Raw genomic sequence first — 18064 nt, 5'->3', positions numbered from 1 at the left:
GGCGGGTGGGTCAGAGGCGGAGGAGGCCCGCGACGCGCAGGACGGCGGTGCCGGCCTCGTCGGAGGCGTCGAGGTCCACCTCGGCGACGATCCCCCAGTCGCGGTCGCCCGCCGGGTCCTCGAGCACCTGGCGCACGTACCAGTTCCGCGGCGACCCCTTGGGTTCGGGGCCCGACCCGTCGTCGACCTGCAGCAGGTGCGGGCCGCGGGCGTCGGGACCGGTCCCGATCGTCTCGTGCTCCTCGTAGTACGCGTCGAGCTGGTCGGCCCACGTGTCCTCGTCGGGGGACCCCTCGAGCGCGGCGAGGGCGGCGGGACGGTCGAGGGCGCAGAGTTCGACGAACCGGAACACCGCGTTGCGCACGAGGACGCGGAACGCGCGGGTGTTCGCGGTGACGGGCGGGGTCTCCTCCTCCTGCGGCGCGACGACGTTCTCGACGTCGGCGGGGTCGACGCCGTCGCGCAGCGCCTCCCACTCGGCGAGAAGCGAGGAGTCGGTCTGCCGCACCACTTCCCCGAGCCACTCGACGAGGTCGATGAGTTCCTCGGTGCGCGCGTCGTCCGGGACGGTCTGCTTCAGCGCCTTGTAGGCGTCCGAGAGGTAGCGCAGCACGAGACCCTCGGAGCGGGCGAGCTGGTAGTACTGGACGAAGTCGCCGAACGTCATGGCCCGCTCGTACATGTCGCGCACGACGGACTTGGGCCGCACCTCGTAGTCGCCGACCCACGGGTTCCCGCTGCGGTACGTCTCGTACGCGGCGCGCAGCTCCTCGGCCAGCGGTTGCGGCCACTCGACGTCCTCGAGGAGTTCCATGCGCTCCTCGTACTCGATGCCGTCGGCCTTCATGCGCTGCACGGCCTCGCCCTTGGCCTTGGACCGCTGGGCGAGCAGCACCTTCATGGGCTCGTCGAGCGTCGACTCGATGACGGAGACGACGTCGAGCGCGTACGTGAGGGACGCCGGGTCCAGCAGGTCGTCGACGACGGCGAGCGCGAACGGCGACAACGGCTGGTTGAGGGCGAAGTCGAGCTGCAGGTCGCCGACGAGCCGCACCTGCCGGCCGTCGGGCAGCGGTTCGGGGAGCGTCTCCACGATGCCCGCGTCGAGCAGCGCCCGGAACAGCTCGACCGCGCGGCGCACGTGCTTGAGCTGGTTCTTGCGGGGTTCGTGGTTGTCCAGCAGCAGGTGGCGCATGGCCTCCACGGGGTTCCCGGGGCGCTGCAGGACGTTGAGCAACATCGACGTCGTCACGCGGAAGTGCGAGGTGAGCTGCTCGGGTTCACCCGTGACGAGCTTGTCCATCGTCTGCTGGGACCAGGAGATGAAACCCTCGGGCGCCTTGACCCGCTGGACGCGCTTCTGCTTCTTCGGGTCGTCGCCCGCCTTGGCGACGCGGCGCGCGTTCTCGACCTCGTGCTCGGGTGCCTGCACGACGACGGTCCCGGCGGTGTCGAACCCGGCACGCCCGGCACGGCCGGCGATCTGGTGGAACTCCCGGACCCGGTAGTGCCGGTTGCGGCGGCCGTCGAACTTGGTCAGGCCGCCGAAGAGCACGGTGCGGATGGGGACGTTGATCCCGACGCCGAGGGTGTCGGTGCCGCAGATGACCTTGAGCAGCCCGGCCTGCGCGAGGGTCTCCACGAGCCGGCGGTACTTCGGCAGCATCCCGGCGTGGTGGACGCCGACGCCCATCCGCAGCAGGCGCGAGAGGACCTTGCCGAACCCCGCGGCGAACCGGAACGCGCCGATGGCCTCGGCGATCGCATCGCGCTGCTCGCGGGTCGCGATCTTCGCGCTCGTGAGGGCCTGCGCCTGCTCGACGGCGGCGGCCTGGGTGGCGTGCACGACGTAGACGGGGGCGCGGTCGGTGTGCAGCAGTTCCTCGACCGTCTCCTGCAGCGGCGTCGTCGCGTAGGAGTAGTGCAGCGGGACGGGTCGCTCGACGGACGTGACGAGCGCGGTCGATCGGCCGGTGCGGCGGCTGAGGTCGTCGCGCAGCGCGGTGACGTCGCCGAGGGTCGCGGACATGAGGAGGAACTGCGCCTGGGGCAGTTCGACCAGCGGGACCTGCCAGGCCCACCCGCGGTCGGGGTCGGCGTAGAAGTGGAACTCGTCCATGACGACCTGGCCGACGTCGGCGAAGGCGCCCGAGCGCAGGGCGAGGTTGGCCAGGACCTCGGCCGTGCAGCAGACGATGGGCGCGCCCGGGTTCACCGACGCGTCCCCCGTCATCATCCCGACGTTCTGTGCGCCGAACACCTCGATGAGCGAGAAGAACTTCTCGCTGACGAGGGCCTTGAGCGGGGCCGTGTAGAAGGACCGGATGCCCTCCGCGAGCGCCGCGGCGTGGGCCCCCGCGGCGACGAGGGACTTGCCGGACCCCGTCGGGGTGGCGAGGACGACGTTGGACCCGGAGACCACCTCGAGCAGGGCCTCCTCCTGCGCGGGGTAGAGCGTGATGCCGCGCCCCGTGACCCACTCGGTGAAGGCCGCGAGCACCGCGTCGGGGTCGGCGGCGCCGTCGGCGGCGGAGGGCAGGAGGTCGGGGAGCGTGGGCGCGGAGACGGATGTCGACGAGGTCATGGCCCCCCCATGCTCCCACCGGGGGACGCGTGTCACCCGAACGCACGAACCTCGGGCCCTCAAGGCCCCGTCCGCTCCGGCCGACCACCACAGTGCTTCTAGAAGTCTTCTAGTCATGGAGGTGGTCCCGTGGTCGTCGTCCCCGTCGTTCCGCGGGCCTCCGCCCGGCGCACGCTGCAGCCGCTCGGTCGGGCGCTGCTGTCGACCGTCCAGGTCGGTCTGCTGGTGCTCGCCACCGCTCTCGTGTGCGTGCACCTCGTCACCGGCCTGACGCTGCACGCGGTCCTGTCGAACTCGATGCAGCCCAGCTTCTCCGCCGGCGACCACGTGGTCACCGTCGACCGGGACGCGCTCTCGCTGCGCGCCGGTCAGGTGCCGCTGCTGTCGTTCGCCGACGGCACCACCCGCGCGCACCGGATCGTCCAGGTCCTGCCCGAGCGCGGCACCGTCCGCGTCCTCACCCGCGGTGACGCCAACGCCACCCCGGACATGTGGACGGCGGTCGACGCGGAGGCTCCCGTGCCCGTCGTCATCGGGACGACCCCGCCCGTCCCGCCCGCCGTCACCGCCGGCGTCCGCTCCCTGCACGCCAACCCGTTCCCGGCCGCCCTTGTCGTCGCGCTCGCCGGCGTGGGGCTGACCGCGTGGGCGGTCCGCCGCCAGGTCGTCCGCCTGCGCGACTGCTCCTGCGACCACTGCCGCGAACGGCAGGACCGCACCGGTACGACCCACGACGTCCCCCTGACCGAGGAGATCCGATGAGCAAGAAGCAGACCGCCGGTTCGGCCGCGGCCCGGGGCACCCGTCACGCCGGTGTCCTGAAGACCGTCGCCGGCATCGCGGCCACCGCGGTCGCGGGCATCGCCATCACGTCCAGCGGCGTCTACGCGCTGCTCAAGGCGGAGGCGTACAACGGCACCGCCGAGCAGGTCACCAGCGGCACCCTGCTCATGACCCTCGGTTCCACGGGCACCAGCGCCGGCTTCTCCCAGATCGTCGACAAGCTCGCCCCCGGGGACGTCGTGACGCGCTTCGTCCAGGTCGCCAACACCGGGACGCTCGACGGCGCCAACCTCACCCTGGCCCTGTCGGACCAGGCGGCCGTGACCGCCCTGACCAGCGACGCGGTCAAGGGGCTGCAGGTCACCGTCCAGTCGTGCACGGCGGCCTGGACGTGGACCACCACCGGGACACCGGCGTGCGGCGGCACGACCGGAGCCGCGGTCGCCCAGCCCGCCGCGACCTTCAAGGCCACCGCCCAGACCCTCGCCCCCACCTTCGCCTCGGGCGGTACGCAGTTCTACAAGGTCTCCCTGGGGCTGCCGGCGAGCAACACCGAGATCTCGACCAACGGCGTCGTCCCGGTCGGGACGATCCAGGGGCTGTCGTCCTCGCTGCGGTGGACCTTCACCATGGACCAGCGCGCGGCCGTCCCGGTCTTCAACAACTGACCCGTCGTGGCCGCCACCCGCCGACGGTGGGCGGCCGCCGCCGGCGCGGTGCTGGCCCTGCTCGCCGCCGCGCCGGCGTCGGCGGCCTCGTCCGCCCGCGCGCAGAACACGCCCGCTCAGCTCGTGACCGCGGCCAACTGGGCGGTCGTCGTCGTCTCCGGGACGTCGCCGGCCACGACCCCCGGTCCACCGGCCACGTTCACCTCGGCTGTGGGCATCCCCGCCTACCTCACGCTGACGAACCTCGGGAACGTCGTCCCCGGCACGATGACGCTCACCGGCCGCGCCGGACTGACCCTCCTCGGCAACGTGCAGATCTGCCTCGACCCGTGGAGCGGCGGGACGTGCTCCCGGCAGCTCACGTGGACCAGCGCGGTCTTCACCGCGAACGGGTCGCCCGCACCGCCCGACCCGGGGCAGAGCTGGTACCTCAAGACCAGTGGGCTCGTCGTGGTCGGCGGCACGATGTCCGCGGTCACCGCACCCCCGGCTGCGCGCACGGTGAACTCGTGACGTTCACCGTGGTGCGAGAGCGCTCTCTAGTCCATCCTGTGCGCAGGGTGAGAGCGTCCAACGGGGGTGGGTCCGATCAGCGACGACGACAGCCTGTCGCGCGAGCACCACGTCCGGCGACGGGCGGAGCAGGTGCGCTCCGACCTGCGCGACCTGTGGGGTGACGAACCGCCTCCCGGCCCGGATCCCGAGATGACGTCGCTGGTCGACAGCCTCGCCCTCGACGACGACCACGGCCGCCAGCTCGGCCTCCTCGTCCAGGCAGACGCCGTCCCCTTCCACGTCCTCGTGCGGCTGCTGCTGACCAGCCCCCTCGGGCAGGCGGTGCTCCCGGACCTGCCGGCGGTCGTCCGCGCGCGCATCGACCTCGCGGCCGCCACCGTCGACCCCGTCGCCTTCCGCGCCTGGACGGCGACGCGGGGGCTGCCCCAGACCCCCTCGGGCGCGTTCGCCATGCACACGTCCCCCCAGGTCGTGGACCTCGACGAACGGGTCAGCGGCCTGCTCGGGTTCCCCGCCCGCCAGCACCGCCTGTCCTGGGAGGAGACGCTGCGGCACGTCCACCCCGAGGACCAGGAGCGCGTCTCCAAGACCACGCGGGAGGCCTTCGCCAAGGCGTCCTCGTTGAGCCTGCGCTTCCGGGTGGTCCAGCCCGACGGTGCGGTGCGGTGGCTGAGCACCGTCGGGCACGCCCTCACCGGGGAGGACGGCGACACGGAGCAGGTGGTCGGCTTCACGATGCCGAGCCCGTGAGCGCGCCAGCGGGGAACAGACGGGTGCCCGCCGAGCTGGCCCGCGGAGACCGGCAGCTGCTTGCCCTCGCGCGCTACGGACGGACGCTGCGTGGCGTGTCCTTCGCCGGCCAGGACTTGACGTCGATCGGCACCCCCGGGTTGGTGTGGTTCGACCGGTGCTGCTTCGACGGCGCGGACCTCCGGCAAGCCACGGCACACGGATGGCACCTGAAGTTCTGCAGCCTGCGCACCGTCGACCTCCGGGGTGCGTCGCTGCGGGGAGCTTCGTTCGCGGGCTGTGACCTGACGGACGCCGATCTCCGCGGCGCCGATCTGTCCGGGGCACGGTTCTCCGCGGTGAACACCGGCGACGACAGTGGGCGCACCGTCCTGACGGGGGCGCGACTCGACCCGGACGCGCTGGTCGGGGCCACCCTCGATCCCGGCACCGTCCTGCCGTGAGGCGCGGTGTCCCCCCACGCCCCCGTCGGGCCGGCGGGTCAGCGTCCGAACCGCCACCACCGACGACGCGGTGCCGCCGGAACAGGCGGCTTCCCGTACGCCGCGACGACGTCACCGACGCTGCGCCCCAGCACCTTCCGGAACCACTCGACGTCCTCGACGCGCTGCTGCTGCCCGAGTTCCTGGCGAGCCTCGACCGTGCGGGTGACCGACCAGAGTCCGGGCGAGGCACGGACCTCCGAGGGCACGAGGGGTTCGGTGAACGCCTCGTACCCCTCCCGCTCCCGCGCGAGGGCGGCGACGAGCCAGACCTGGGCGACCGCCACGGGCCGCAGGCTCCCCCGGCGCCCCCGCGGGTCGTCGACCAACGTCATGCTGTCGATGCGGCGGGCGACCCACCGCCCGTCACCGACGACGAACCGGCAGACGGTGTCCGTGTGCAGGTCGACGACCGCGCCGAACCGTTCCAGCGCGGCGACCGTCTCGGCGTCGAGCAGCCGGGCGGCGACCGACCGTTCCCGCTCGCGCAGTTCCCGTTCGCGGCGGACGGCGGCGATCGGCGCCCACTGCGCCTCCAGCGTCCGCCGGTCGAGGGGTTCACCGGCACGCAGGCGTTCGAGCAACCAGTCCGAGTCCACCTGCGTCCAGTAGGCGTGGAACAGTTCCGGTTCCCCCGGTCCGGTCGGCAGGTCGGCCACGGTGCGGTACCGCTCGTCCCAGACCCGGGTGCCGCGGCCGGAGGAGTGGACGGCGAACGGGACGCCGTTCCAGTGGCAGACCCACGTCCACGTGTCGGGGGCTGCGAGGTCCGGAGGTGCCAGCCGCAGCAGTTCCACGACGGTCGCGTCGTCGGGAACCTCCACGGTCCGGCGGTGGGAGACGGCGTCGTCGCCCATGGCGACGCTGTCGCGGTCGACGGTCAGGAGCACGGGCCCCATCCTGTCCGGTCCAGCGCGCACCCAGCGAGTGCGGGGAGGCTGAGGCTGTGACCGCGTCTCAACCGGTGTCCCGGAACCGTCGCCGTCTGGCCACGGTCTGCTGGAGCATCGTCTTCCCCGTCGGTGTCCTGCAGGCCGTCCTGGGGTGGCGCGAAGGCGACCACGTCCGCGGGTTCTTCGGTGCGCTCCAGGCCCTGAGCGCGCTGGGCCTGCTGGTGCTCCGGATCAGCGAGGAACGCCACCGGCGCAACGCCGCACGGGAACCGCACGGCCACGACGGCCCCTGAGCCTTCCCCAGGAGCGGTCAGTCGGATTCGTGGAGGATCACCGGCGGCGCGATGAGTTCGATGAGCCCTCCCTGTGGACCCTCGAGGTAGGTGATCCTCGTCCCCGCACGCGCACCGGTGCTCATCAGGTGCGGAGGTCCGACGGTGCGCCAGCCGTGCCGCTCACAGGAGGTGACGGCCGCCTCGAGGTCGTCGACGACGAGGGCGATGTGGACGGCGCCGGTTCGGGCAGGGTCGCTCGACCCGGTGCGCGGGTGCGGTGGGCTGTACTGCAGGAGCTCGATGCGATGACCGTTCAGGGTCACCGTCGCCGCGCGGATCGTCGATCCCCGAACGCCTGTGGTGCCCTGCGTGACGGTTTCGTCGAGCGTGAACGAACGTTCGAGCGTGAACCCGAGATCGTCGCACCACAGGGCGAGGGCGTCATCGAGGTCGGGAACCGTCATGCCGGCGTGCGCGACGTCGGTGACCGGACCGGAACGGTGCATGTCGCCAGTGTCGACGAGGTTCGTGGAACCGGCACTTCTCCCGGGAAGTGCCCCCTGGCGGCGGGACGGTGGTCAACCTCGGGCAGCAAACCCTCAGGGGATGAAACCCTGACCTCCGGCGCGGCCGTTGTCGATCTGCCGGCTGAGTTCCCGCGCGACGGCGGCCCGTTCGCCGCTGCCCTGGCCCGAGCGGTACAGCCGCACGGTGACGTCCCACCTCCAGGCCAGGACGAGCACGACCACCAGCACGACGCCGACCGCCATCCAGATCACCTGGCGACAGTAGTCCTGGGGCAACTGACCCGCCAGCCCCTGCGATCACGACCCGTCGAGCTCCGCACCTCACGGGAACGGTGGGGTCACCACACCCACGGCAGGTGGACGACGGGATCAGGCCTCACCCCGTCGACCAGACGCAGCAGCAGTTCCGGTAGCGAGGGTGGGTGCACCCTCTCCCCGCTCCGTTGCAGGTCCGCGACGTGCCACCAGCGGAACCCGACCAGGGCCTTCCGCTCACGCGCCGTCTGCCGTGAGGGGTCCACTTCGTGGTGGTCGACGGTCAGCAGGAAGAAGTCGTCGCGGACCAGACCTCGGATCCAGTCCGCGGCAGCGTGGCCGCTGGTGGTGGCCACGAGGTGCAGGTCCTCCGGAACGACGACGAGGCCGACCTCCTCGTGCAGTTCGCGGACCGCGGCCTGCTCGGGGGTTTCACCGGTCTCGAGCCCACCGCCGGGCGTCCACCACTCGACTCACGTCGTCGCGTCGGCCGGGACGTTCCGGACCCGGAGCAGGAGGACCCGGCGTCGGGCGTCCAGCACGATCACCCGTGCCGTCCGTCGCGCGTACCCCTCGAGGGGGTTCACCTCGACACACCTCTGGGCAGCCGGCGGACCCTGACGCTGAACGTCACGACGGGCCCGCCCACTCGACCCTGCGGTCCACCGCCGCGAGGAGCCGCTCCGCCGTCGCCGCTGCGTCGAGGTCGTCGGTGTCGAGCACGACGTCCGCGACCTCGGCCGCGTCGAGCTGCTGCTGCGACGCGAGGGCCCGGTCCAGGACGTCGCGCACCCCGTCCGCGTCCAGCCCGACGAGGGTGTCCCCGGCGAGGGCCGGGCCGAGGCCGAGGGTCCGTTCGCGGATCCGCGCGAGCAGCGCGGACCGCCCGGCGCGCACCCGGCACACCAGGAGCGGCACGTCCCCCAGGGCGGCGCGGAGGTGCCGGACGTCGGCCGGTGTCGCCACGTGCCCGACGAGCACGAGCGTCCGTGCCCCGGCCGCGCGGTGCTGACGCCACACGTCGGCGACGCACGCGGCCGTGAGCCGGGACCCGTCCGGGTCGTCCACGGGAGCGGGCAGGTCGCGCCACAGGCTGAGCTGGGCGAGGTCCAGGAAGCTGCTGGGCCGCTCCCGGTCGAGCAGCGCCGAGAAGAGCGCGAACCCCGCGGTGGACGTGCCGACGGCGGTGGTCCCGCAGACGAGCACGGCGACGGCGGGGCCCTCGACGAAGGGCGCGGCCGGAGCGGGCCCCGTGCCCACGGTCGCGTCCGCGGACTCCAGGAGCTGCCGGACCCGCCGGGCGACCTCGGCGGGCCCGTCCGCCCCGGCGTCGAGCACCGGGTTGCCGTCCGCCCGCGCGTCCGCCGCCCGGGCCTCCTCGAGGGCCCGCTCCACGTCCGCCGGGTCGTAGCGGGCGCGCAGCCGGCGTGCCAGCTCCTGCTCCCCGACGCGCAGCCGGCAGGAGGTCACGGCGATCCCCGGGGTCTCCTGCGTGCGGAGCGCGTGCAGCGACCGCGGGTCCAGGACACCGGAGACGACGACGGTCCGCGCCCCCACGGACGCCAGCCGCCGCACGAGCGCGCCGGCCGCACGGGTCTTGAGGACGTGCCGGCCCGGGTCGTCGGAACGCTCGGGGTAGCTCATGCCGACCTGGTCGACGTCGACGTGCGCGCGCGGACCGGTGAGCAGGTGCTCGTGCAGGTGCCAGGCCGCCGACGACTTCCCGGCACAGGGCGGGCCGTACAGCCACCACAGTCGCGCAGCTCCGTCGGGCACGTCCGCCACCGTAGGGTGCGCGCCCCCGCCGCCGCCTGGCCCCTGCCGGGGGCGGCCCACACGACGAAGGCCCCCGGAGCGCGCTCCGGGGGCCTCGCAGTGCTGGGTCAGCTCAGGAGATGAGCCCGTCCTGGCGGGCCACCGCAGCGGCTGCGGCGGAGGAGCGCACGCCGTACTTGCGGCGGACGGAGGCCAGGTGCTGGGCCACCGTGTTGGGGGCCAGGCCCAGGCGCTCGGCGACGACGGAGCCGGGGCAGCCGTCGGCGATCATCTGCAGGATCTCCTGCTCGCGGGCCGTGAGGCTGACACCCGGGCGGGAGGGGGCCTGGCCGCGCTCGGCCTCTTCCAGCGCGCGGTAGCGCGCCTCGGACACGAGCACGAAGCGGTTGCCGGCGGCGTCCTCGACGATCATCCGGCGGTCGCCGTCGGAGACGGTGCGCAGGACGTCACCCCACCAGTCGTTGGGGACCTGGACCCGATTGCCGTCCACGACCGCCACGTTGTGCTCCATGTGCGCTCTGACCTCTCAACCTCTGCTCGACGCGTTCAGTGCGAGACCGGTGTCCCGCTCTCCGTACGTGGTTCGGGGTGTTGCTAGAGGTTCTTGACCGTTCCACTAGAACACCACCCGACCGGATGAACCGTTCAAGACCGGGCATCACCCGGTGTTGTCAGGCCATCATCCCCACACGAGCCCGGAGCCACCCCCGACGCGCGGGTACTGGTTGAGCCCTCACTCGAGGATGCCACACAGTCACGTGGACGCGACTGAGCGTCGCCGCCAGGCACCGAGCACCACGACCGCGACGAGGGCCGCCCACGCCACCCACGGCCCGACCTCCCGGCGGTAACCGAGCGTCACGGCTTGGACGGCGGGGCTCATGCCGTCGACGAGACCGGGCACGTAGGACAGCCCGAGCAGGGTCAGCCGCGCCGCCAGCACCCCGACGAGCCACCGCGCCGCGGGGAGGGCCGTCCCGACCGCGAGCGCCAGCGGCCCCCACAGCAGGAGGTCGTACCAGGGCAACTCGTACGCGGCGCCCAGCAGGTACCCGGCGGCGACGACGGCGCTCGCACCGGCGGCCCGTTCCAGCTGCCCGCCCCGGACCAGCACGGGCCACCACAGGACGGCGACGACGAGGACGACGAGCGCGGTCCCCGGCAGCAGCACCCCCCGCGGCACCCCGGCCTCGACGAGGGGCCGCCACACCGTGGCCAGGGACACGTACCGGCTCGCCGTCCGCGTCTGGTCGTAGACGTGGGCACCGGCCCACAGGTGCGCGGGGACGAGCACGACGAGCGCGGGCACCACCCCGCGCAGCAGCCAGCCCGCCGTGAGGCGCCGGGCGGCGACGGCGGCCACGACGATCCCCAGCGCCACGACACCGTAGGGCAGCTTGGTCCCGACGGCGACGGCGAGCGCCAGCCCGGCCGCCACCGGCACCCGGTGGGCGAGCAGCAGCGCCACGACGGCCGCGGCGCCGGCGAGGACGTCGGCGTGCGCCCCGCCGAGCGCGACGGTGAGCAGGAGCGGGTTCGCGGTCGACAGGACGGCGAACCAGGCCCGGTGCCCGGGGTCGCGCAGCACGCGGTGGCCGACGACGGCGGCGACGGCCCACGCGAGCAGCAGCAGGAGCTGCCAGGCCCAGACCGTCGCCCGCACGGAGTCGCCGCCCACCAGCGAGCACATCGCCATGAGGAGACCACCGACCGGTCCGTACACCGACGTCGTCGACCGCCAGGGGTCGCGCACGGCGGAGACGACGGGATCGGTCCCCCCGGCGAAGGCGTCGGGCGGCTGGCTGTAGGGGTCGCCACCGAGGGCGGCGATGCGCCCGTAGGCGGCGTAGCTGAGGTGGTCGGCCGACCCCACCGGCGGGACGAGGACCAGCAGCACCGCCCCGACGCCGGCCAGCAGGAGGAAGCGCCGCGGTTGCCACCCGCGCGCCACGGCCAGCGCCCCGCCGGCCAGCCCGGCGCCCCCCGCGAGGACGGAGAGGGCCATGAGGACGCTGACGGTCGCCGAGGAGGGGTGCAGGCCCAGGTCGAACGGCAGCGGACCGGCCCCCAGGTCCGGCACCGCGGCCGAGGGCCCGAGCACCGCGACGACGAGCCAGGTCAGCAGGCAGACGACGGTTCCGGTGACGGCCCAGCGGACCGGTCGCCGCTCCGCGGCCGCCGGGGAGGCGGAGGTCACGGTCAGCGGGTCAGGCGACGCAGGACGTCCTGCGCACGGCGGCGGCCCAGGGCACGGGCGACGTCGCGGAACTGCGCGGCCCGGTGCAGCTGGCTGCGCAGGTCCCTGCCGGACACGCGGTGCTGCAGGTCGCAGGGCACCTCACGGACGCGGAACCCGGCGCGCAGCAGGTCGATCGTCAAGGCCGTCTCGACGCCCCAGCCGGGCGCGAGGGGCAGCGCCGCCTCGAACGCCGCGCGGGTCAGGCAGCGCATGCCCGACAGGGGCTGCTCCGGGGACCACCCGGTGGCCGCGACCGTGCCGCGCCGGGACAGCCCGACGACGAACCCGTGGCCGCCGCCGGCGGTCGCCTGCCGGGGCAGGACGGCGATCGTCATGTCCGCCTCACCGGCCAGGACGGGCAGGGTCAGGGGGGCGACGGCGACGGCGCTGTCGGCGAGGTCGGCGTCGACGAACAGCAGCGGCCGGGGCCGCACGCCCGCTCGGGGTCGGGTGCGTTCCCAGTCCGCGACGGCGCGCGCCCCCGTCTGCAGCGCGGCGGCCTTGCCCCGGTTGCGGTGGTGGGCGACGACCACGGCCCCGGCGTCGCGCGCGACCTTCGACGTCAGGTCGGTGGACCCGTCGTCCACGACCACCACGACGTCGACGACGGGCAGGGCCGCGACCGCACGCACGGTCGCCGCGATCCGCTCCTGCTCGTCCTTGGCCGGGACGACGACCGCGACGGTCGAGGACGGTTGCAGCGCAGGCACGCGGCGACGCTAGCGCAGGCGCACCGCGAGGACCGTGACGTCGTCGTCCACGCCTCCCCCACCGCCGCTCCCGTCACCGTCGCCGACCATGCGGTCGACGAGCGTCCCCACGATCTCGGCGGGCGTCCCGCGCGCGGTCTCACGGAAGTGCTCCAGCACCTGCGCCAGACCCTCCTCGAGGGAGCGGGTGCGCGTCTCGACGAGACCGTCGGAGAAGACGACGAGGGCGCTGCCCGGGTCCAGCTGCACGTCGACGACCTCGGTGCGGGGGTCGCCCTCGACACCGACGGGGACCCCCGGGGGCACGTCGAGGTAGTGCGGCCCCGTGCTGCACGTCAGCGGCGGCAGGTGCCCGGCGCTGGCGGCGAGCAACCGGCCGTCCCGGCCCAGGACGCCGTAGAAGATCGTCACGAGGTCGTCCCCGCCGCCGGCGCGGGCGAGCGCGTCGAGCCCGCGCAGGACCGCGGTCGGGTGCGGGTCGACGTGGGCGAGCGTGCGGACCTGGGTGCGGACCTCCCCCATGACGGTGGCCGCGCGGGCCCCCCGTCCCATGACGTCCCCGAGCACGACGGCGACGCGGTCCTGCTCGTCGGGGTGGGCCCCGGGCGGCAGCGGGATGAGCTCGGCCCAGTCGCCGCCGACCTCGACACCGGCGCTCGTCTGCGCGACCCGGTGCGTCACGAGCCAGTCCACCGCGGGCAGCGGGCCGGGGCGCAGGGCCTCGGCGAGCACGGTGGCCGTGCTGCGCTGCTGCTCCAGCAGCTGCATGCGCTCCACGGCGGTCGCGGCCTGCCGGGCGAAGGTGAGGAGGAACTCGCGGTCCTCGTCCTCGCGGCCGTCGGCTGTCTGCTCGGCGGGGTCGTCCCCGGCGGAGAACGCGAGGACGAGCGTGCCGAGGCGACGGGTCCGCGCGGCCAGTGGCAGCACGGCCCACGACGTCTCCCCCGCCCCGGCCCCGGCCTCGAAGTACGGTCGGACCTGCGGGGGCACCGACGCGATCCCCTCCGCACCGGCGGGGAACGTGCCGCGCTCGCCCGCGAACGCCGTCACCTCCTCGCGCCGCATGTCCGGCAGCTGCGTGCGGGTGCGCCGGCGGTCCCGCCCCATCCGGTGCGCGACGAGCCCGGGCTCACCGTGACCCTCGGCGACGGTGAGGATCGCACGCGTCGCACCGGCCCCGTCGAGGCAGGCGCGCAGCACCGCGTCGAGGACCTGCTCGTAACCCCCCGCGGCCGCCAGCGCGGCGGTGAGGGCGTGCAGGGTCTGCGTCTGCCGGCGGGTGCGGGTCCGCTCGGTGACGTCGTCGAGGGAGCCGACCCACTCCACGATCTCGGACGTCGCGTCGGTGGGGTCGGCCAGCACGGGCACCGCGACGGCGGCGATCGTGCGCCAGCCCCGCAGCCCCCGGACGCGGAACCGGAAGCGCGCCGTGGAGCGCTCGCGCACGGAGGCGTAGAAGCGGTCGAGCACCTCGGGCAGGTCGTCGGGGTGCACGTCGGCCTGCCAGGCGCGACCCCTCACGTCGACGCGCCCCGTCAGCGCCCGCCAGCCCGGAAGGTCGCTCGTCATGCCCTGTCCGGGCCGGGCGGTGAAGACGTCGAGCGAGCCGACCTCGGCCAGGGTGCGGTAGCGGTGGGCGGCGTGCCGGGCGTCCTCGAGCAGCCGCGCGCGCTCGACGGCGAGCGCGCACTGGTCGGCGAGGGTGGCGGCGAAGAGCTGCTCCTCGGCGTCCAGCGACCCCTCGCGCAGCATCCCGAAGCGCAGGACGCCGACCAGCCGGCCGCGGGCGACGAGGGGGTACATGGCCCAGGAGTGCTCACCGAGGGCGAGGACCGTGGCGTTCAGCCCGCGGCCCGGTCCCTCGCCGAAGCGGGCGGCGAGCTCGACCCGGTTGCGGAGCAGCACGGGCCGCAGGGTGCGGGCCGCCTCGGCGCTGGGGGTGGCGGAGTCGAGCGGGACGGGCAGTCCCGTGCCGAGCCCGACCAGGGCACCTCCGTCCCGCGGGAGGGAGGGCACCAGCAGGCGACCGCTGTCGTCGAGGAGGGCCACGCCGCAGGTGTTGGTGCCCACGACGTCCCGGCCCGCGTGCAGGACCGAGGTGACGGCGTCGCGCACGTCGAGGGCGGCCGCCAGTTCGGCCGCGGTGCGGTGCAGCAGTTCCAGCGGCGGGGGCGCCGTGGGCGAGTCCACGCTGCCGCCTCCCGCCGGGTTCCACGGTTCCGCACCGTGCGGATCCGTGGACAGACCGTATCCGACCGGACGCGCGCTGTGGTGGGCCTCGGCAGACCCGGGCGACTGAACGGGTGAGGCGTCCTGGTCGGTCAGGACCGGGCCGGTGGTCAGTGGGGGTGGTGCCGCGTCGGCCCCCCGAAGGACGCCCAGACCGTGCGGGAGAGGTTGTCGAGGTCCTCCACGACGCCCCACTCGTGGGCGAGCCCGTCCACGATGAACAGACCGCGCCCGCCCGTGTCGGAGTCGCCCGCCGTGCGCTGGGAGACCACCGACCCCGGCGAACCGCCGTCGGTGACGGAGATCTCCACGTGCGGGGAGGCGTCGGGCACGACCTCGCACTGGACGTGGATCTCGCCGTCCACCAGGGGCCGGGCGTGACGGATGGCGTTGCCGACGATCTCCGACAGCACGATCTCGATCTCGGCCGTCGTCATCTCGTCCAGACCGGCCCCGTCGAGCACCATGCGCACCACGTGCCGCGCCCGGGGGACGGACGCCGCGTCGTGGGCGAAGGTCGCCCAGTGGGTGGCCGGCACCGGCCGTGCTCCCGTCGGCATGTTCCTCCACTCCTCGTGCGGACCCCCTGCGGATCGGCCGGACGTTGGGTACCCCGGCCTCGCCGGGGTCAAACCTGCCTGCGCGCCGGACTCACCCGACCGGCCGCGGAACCTGCCGGACAAGCGGCGGCAACGTGCACGAAACGTGGGCGGGGGCGGGACCGGCCCCGTGTTGCACGGGCGTGAACTCTCTCTCCCGCTGTGGTCCTGCGCGCGTCCCGCGTGCCACGGTGACCGGGAACGAGCGAGCGAACCGGACGACGGACCGGGCCACGCCGCGCGCCGACGTCGACGACGCAGGACCGGAGGACCGAGTGAAGCTGCCCGTGCAGGCCTGGTTCGGCAGGTCCACGTCCCGAGCACGGGACTGGCCCCTGGAGCGGCTGCGCCGCCAGAAGGCCGGCACCCGGGTCAGCGTCGTCCTCCCCGCGCTCGACGAGGAGGCCACGGTCGGCGGTGTCGTCACCATGGTCCGCCGCCTCGCGGACGCCACCGGGCTCGTCGACGAGATCGTCGTCATGGACTCCGGGTCCACCGACGGCACCGCGCGGATCGCCGAGGCCGCCGGCGCCGTCGTCCACCACCGCGACGACGTCCTCCCCGAGACGGGGTCGCGCCCCGGCAAGGGCGAGGTGCTGTGGAAGTCGCTCGCCGTCACGACCGGCGACGTCGTCGTCTTCGTCGACAGCGACCTCGTCGACCCCCAGCCCCAGCTCGTCACGGGACTGCTCGGCCCCCTGCTCACCGACCCCGGCGTCGAGCTCGTCAAGGGCTGCTACGACCGACCCCTCGAGGGCGCCGGCAGCACGTCGGGCGGCCGGGTCACCGAACTCGTCGCGCGGCCCCTCATCAGCCGCTTCTACCCCGACCTCGCCGGGGTCGTGCAGCCGCTCGCCGGGGAGTACGCGGGCCGCCGCCGGCTGCTCGAGGCCATCCCCTTCGTCGGCGGCTACGGCGTCGAGATCGCCATGCTCATCGACACCCTGGAGCTGCGGGGGCTCTCCGCCATCGCCCAGGTCGACCTCGGCCGGCGCGGTCACAGCCACCAGGACACCGCGGCCCTGGGGCGGATGGCGGCCGAGATCACCCACGTCGTGCACCAGCGCGCCGCGGGGGCCGAGCTCGGCCGGCCGCCGTCGATCACCCAGTTCGCCCGGGACGGGTACGGGCACTACGCCCCCGTGACGCACGTGCTGGCGCTCGAGGAGCGTCCCCCGATGCTGACGGTCGAGGGCTACCGCGACCGTCCCGCGAAGGTGTCCTGACCGCCGGGGTCAGCGGACGAACGGCTCCTGACCGCTCTCGGAGACCATCTCGCGACCGGCCTCGGCCCAGGCGGACATGCCGCCGTCGACGTTGACCACGTCGTAGCCGTTGCGCTGCAACCACTCCGCCGTGCGGCGCGACCGGCCACCGGAACGGCACACGACGTTCAGCTGACCCTCCGGCAGCTCGGACAGCCGCTGCGGGACCTGGCCCATCGGGATGTGCAGGGCCGTCGGGGCGTGGCCCGCGGCCCACTCGTCGTCCTCGCGCACATCGATGATCGTCGCGTCCTGGGGCAGGTCGGTGACCGCGGTGGTGGGCACGCCGTCGACGTCGAAGGTCCGGGACTCGCTCATGGCGCCGAGCGTACGGCCCGGCCGCGGCCGGCGTCCCGCTAGCGTGGCGCCCCGTGCCAGCCACCCCGCGAGAGATCGCCGTGTTCAGCGGATCCGCCCACCCCGAGCTCGCCGCCGCGGTCGCCGCGGAGATGGGGGTGGAGCTGTCCCCCACCCGCGTCAGCCGCTTCTCCAACGACTGCATCGAGGTCCAGCTGCAGGCCAACTGCCGCCAGCGGGACGTCTACGTCGTCCAGCCGCTCGTCCCGCCGGTGCAGGAGGCGCTCGTCGAGCTGCTGCTCATGCTCGACGCGGCCAAGCACGCGTCCGCGGCGCGTGTGACGGCCGTCGTCCCGCACTACTCCTACGCACGGTCGGACAAGAAGGACACCGGTCGCATCTCGATCGGGGGCCGCCTCGTCGCCGACCTGCTGGAGACGGCCGGCGCCGACCACGTCCTCGTCATGACGCTGCACTCCCCGCAGGTCCACGGGTTCTTCCGGGTCCCCGTCGACCACCTGCACGCCCTCACCCAGCTCGCGACGCACTTCGAGGGCGAGGACCTGTCCAACGCCGTCGTCGTCTCCCCCGACCTCGGCAACGCCAAACCCGCCGCGGCCTTCGCCCGGATGCTGGGCTGCGGCATCGCGACGGGCGCCAAGCAGCGCTTCCCCGACGACCGGGTCGTCATCGCCAACGTCATCGGCGACGTCACCGGCAAGGACGTCATCGTGCTCGACGACGAGATCGCCAAGGGCAGCACGGTCTTCGAACTCACCGACCGCCTGACGGAGCTGAAGGCCCGCAGCATCCGCGTCGTCTGCACCCACGGGATCTTCGCCGGGGACGCCCTGGACCGGCTGATCGCCCACCCCGACATCGACGAGGTCGTCTGCACCGACACGGTGCCCCTGCGCGGCGGACCGCGCGAGGGGTTGTCCGTCATCTCCGTGGCGCCGGCGCTCGCCGCCGCCATCACGCGCATCCACGAGGGGGAATCGGTCAGCGCGTTGTTCGAGCACTGACCCCAGGGTGGGTGGTCACCCCTGGGCGAGAGGTCTGAACCCGAGGGAGAGGTACAGCGCACGCGCCTCGACGGCCGCGTCGTCGACCCGGAGGCCGATCCGGGTCGGGGTCGCGTGCCGGGCCGCCTGCACGAGTGCGCGCCCGACGCCGTGACGTCGCACCCGGGGCAGGACGACGAGGTCGATGACGG

The 18064-nt window shown here is 74.0% G+C and carries 20 protein-coding genes and 1 pseudogene; 8 read left to right on the top strand and 13 right to left on the bottom strand.

What is annotated here, in order from left to right:
- Positions 1–10: 10 nt before the first annotated feature.
- Complete coding sequence (locus tag AB0637_RS03755) at positions 11–2584, bottom strand: DUF3516 domain-containing protein (RefSeq protein ID WP_366169825.1); 2574 nt, start codon at positions 2582–2584, stop codon at positions 11–13.
- Positions 2585–2713: 129 nt separating this feature from the next.
- Here AB0637_RS03755 and AB0637_RS03750 point away from each other — a divergent pair, with 129 nt between their 5' ends.
- The 5 genes from AB0637_RS03750 (at position 2714) to AB0637_RS03730 (ending at position 5744) form a co-directional block, all read left to right on the top strand.
- The gene (locus AB0637_RS03750; protein ID WP_366169824.1) at positions 2714–3346 is read left to right on the top strand and encodes a hypothetical protein; all 633 of its coding nucleotides are present in this window, start codon (positions 2714–2716) and stop codon (positions 3344–3346) included.
- Complete coding sequence (locus tag AB0637_RS03745) at positions 3343–4035, top strand: TasA family protein (RefSeq protein ID WP_366169823.1); 693 nt, start codon at positions 3343–3345, stop codon at positions 4033–4035. Before AB0637_RS03750 ends, AB0637_RS03745 begins: the two co-directional genes overlap by 4 nt.
- Before the next feature lie 6 nt (positions 4036–4041).
- Positions 4042–4548: a hypothetical protein gene (locus AB0637_RS03740; RefSeq protein ID WP_366169822.1), complete on the top strand. Its 507-nt coding sequence runs from the start codon at positions 4042–4044 to the stop codon at positions 4546–4548.
- A gap of 66 nt (positions 4549–4614) precedes the next feature.
- Positions 4615–5301: a PAS domain-containing protein gene (locus AB0637_RS03735; RefSeq protein ID WP_366169821.1), complete on the top strand. Its 687-nt coding sequence runs from the start codon at positions 4615–4617 to the stop codon at positions 5299–5301.
- Between the two features lie 23 nt (positions 5302–5324).
- Positions 5325–5744 (top strand): pentapeptide repeat-containing protein, encoded by a 420-nt coding sequence (locus AB0637_RS03730; RefSeq protein WP_366169820.1) that lies wholly within the window; start codon positions 5325–5327, stop codon positions 5742–5744.
- A 38-nt stretch (positions 5745–5782) separates the two neighbouring features.
- Here AB0637_RS03730 and AB0637_RS03725 read toward each other — a convergent pair whose 3' ends face one another.
- Positions 5783–6673, bottom strand: a complete 891-nt coding sequence (locus AB0637_RS03725) for a hypothetical protein (protein ID WP_366169819.1) — start codon at positions 6671–6673, stop codon at positions 5783–5785.
- A gap of 56 nt (positions 6674–6729) precedes the next feature.
- On the opposite strand from AB0637_RS03725, the gene AB0637_RS03720 reads away from it, so the two are divergent.
- Positions 6730–6969 (top strand): hypothetical protein, encoded by a 240-nt coding sequence (locus tag AB0637_RS03720; RefSeq protein ID WP_366169818.1) that lies wholly within the window; start codon positions 6730–6732, stop codon positions 6967–6969.
- Between the two features lie 17 nt (positions 6970–6986).
- Here the strand turns inward: AB0637_RS03720 and AB0637_RS03715 are convergent, their stop codons facing one another.
- The 9 genes and pseudogenes from AB0637_RS03715 to AB0637_RS03675 form a co-directional block, all read right to left on the bottom strand.
- Complete coding sequence (locus AB0637_RS03715; RefSeq protein WP_366169817.1) at positions 6987–7457, bottom strand: VOC family protein; 471 nt, start codon at positions 7455–7457, stop codon at positions 6987–6989.
- Positions 7458–7550: 93 nt separating this feature from the next.
- A complete protein-coding gene (locus tag AB0637_RS03710; protein WP_366169816.1) occupies positions 7551–7730 on the bottom strand; it encodes a hypothetical protein in 180 nt (59 codons plus the stop codon).
- An 86-nt stretch (positions 7731–7816) separates the two neighbouring features.
- Positions 7817–8188 (bottom strand): annotated as a pseudogene (locus AB0637_RS03705) (NUDIX domain-containing protein); the annotation flags it as partial.
- A gap of 175 nt (positions 8189–8363) precedes the next feature.
- Positions 8364–9509 carry a hypothetical protein gene (locus AB0637_RS03700; RefSeq protein ID WP_366169815.1) on the bottom strand — a complete coding sequence of 382 codons (1146 nt, stop codon included), beginning with the start codon at positions 9507–9509 and terminating at the stop codon, positions 8364–8366.
- Between the two features lie 112 nt (positions 9510–9621).
- Entirely contained in the window at positions 9622–10020 is a 399-nt protein-coding gene (locus AB0637_RS03695) for a helix-turn-helix transcriptional regulator (protein ID WP_366169814.1), read from the bottom strand.
- 243 nt (positions 10021–10263) lie between these two features.
- The gene (locus AB0637_RS03690) at positions 10264–11706 is read right to left on the bottom strand and encodes a hypothetical protein (RefSeq protein ID WP_366169813.1); all 1443 of its coding nucleotides are present in this window, start codon (positions 11704–11706) and stop codon (positions 10264–10266) included.
- A gap of 2 nt (positions 11707–11708) precedes the next feature.
- Positions 11709–12458 (bottom strand): glycosyltransferase, encoded by a 750-nt coding sequence (locus AB0637_RS03685; protein WP_366169812.1) that lies wholly within the window; start codon positions 12456–12458, stop codon positions 11709–11711.
- A 9-nt stretch (positions 12459–12467) separates the two neighbouring features.
- Positions 12468–14648 carry a SpoIIE family protein phosphatase gene (locus AB0637_RS03680; RefSeq protein WP_366169811.1) on the bottom strand — a complete coding sequence of 727 codons (2181 nt, stop codon included), beginning with the start codon at positions 14646–14648 and terminating at the stop codon, positions 12468–12470.
- A 149-nt stretch (positions 14649–14797) separates the two neighbouring features.
- Complete coding sequence (locus tag AB0637_RS03675) at positions 14798–15247, bottom strand: ATP-binding protein (protein WP_366169810.1); 450 nt, start codon at positions 15245–15247, stop codon at positions 14798–14800.
- 314 nt (positions 15248–15561) lie between these two features.
- Here AB0637_RS03675 and AB0637_RS03670 point away from each other — a divergent pair, with 314 nt between their 5' ends.
- Positions 15562–16512 (top strand): glucosyl-3-phosphoglycerate synthase, encoded by a 951-nt coding sequence (locus tag AB0637_RS03670; RefSeq protein ID WP_366169809.1) that lies wholly within the window; start codon positions 15562–15564, stop codon positions 16510–16512.
- A 9-nt stretch (positions 16513–16521) separates the two neighbouring features.
- Here the strand turns inward: AB0637_RS03670 and AB0637_RS03665 are convergent, their stop codons facing one another.
- Positions 16522–16869: a rhodanese-like domain-containing protein gene (locus AB0637_RS03665; RefSeq protein WP_366169808.1), complete on the bottom strand. Its 348-nt coding sequence runs from the start codon at positions 16867–16869 to the stop codon at positions 16522–16524.
- Between the two features lie 53 nt (positions 16870–16922).
- Here AB0637_RS03665 and AB0637_RS03660 point away from each other — a divergent pair, with 53 nt between their 5' ends.
- Positions 16923–17873 (top strand): ribose-phosphate pyrophosphokinase, encoded by a 951-nt coding sequence (locus AB0637_RS03660; protein ID WP_366169807.1) that lies wholly within the window; start codon positions 16923–16925, stop codon positions 17871–17873.
- Between the two features lie 15 nt (positions 17874–17888).
- Here the strand turns inward: AB0637_RS03660 and AB0637_RS03655 are convergent, their stop codons facing one another.
- Positions 17889–18059, bottom strand: coding sequence for a GNAT family N-acetyltransferase (locus tag AB0637_RS03655; RefSeq protein WP_366170038.1), 171 nt, complete (start codon positions 18057–18059; stop codon positions 17889–17891).
- Positions 18060–18064: the final 5 nt, after the last annotated feature.

The sequence above is a fragment of the Kineococcus sp. NPDC059986 genome (assembly GCF_040702905.1).
Taxonomy (GTDB): domain Bacteria; phylum Actinomycetota; class Actinomycetes; order Actinomycetales; family Kineococcaceae; genus Kineococcus.
Note: the sequence above shows the minus strand (reverse complement) of the source record. Positions and strands in the feature narration are given on the sequence as shown.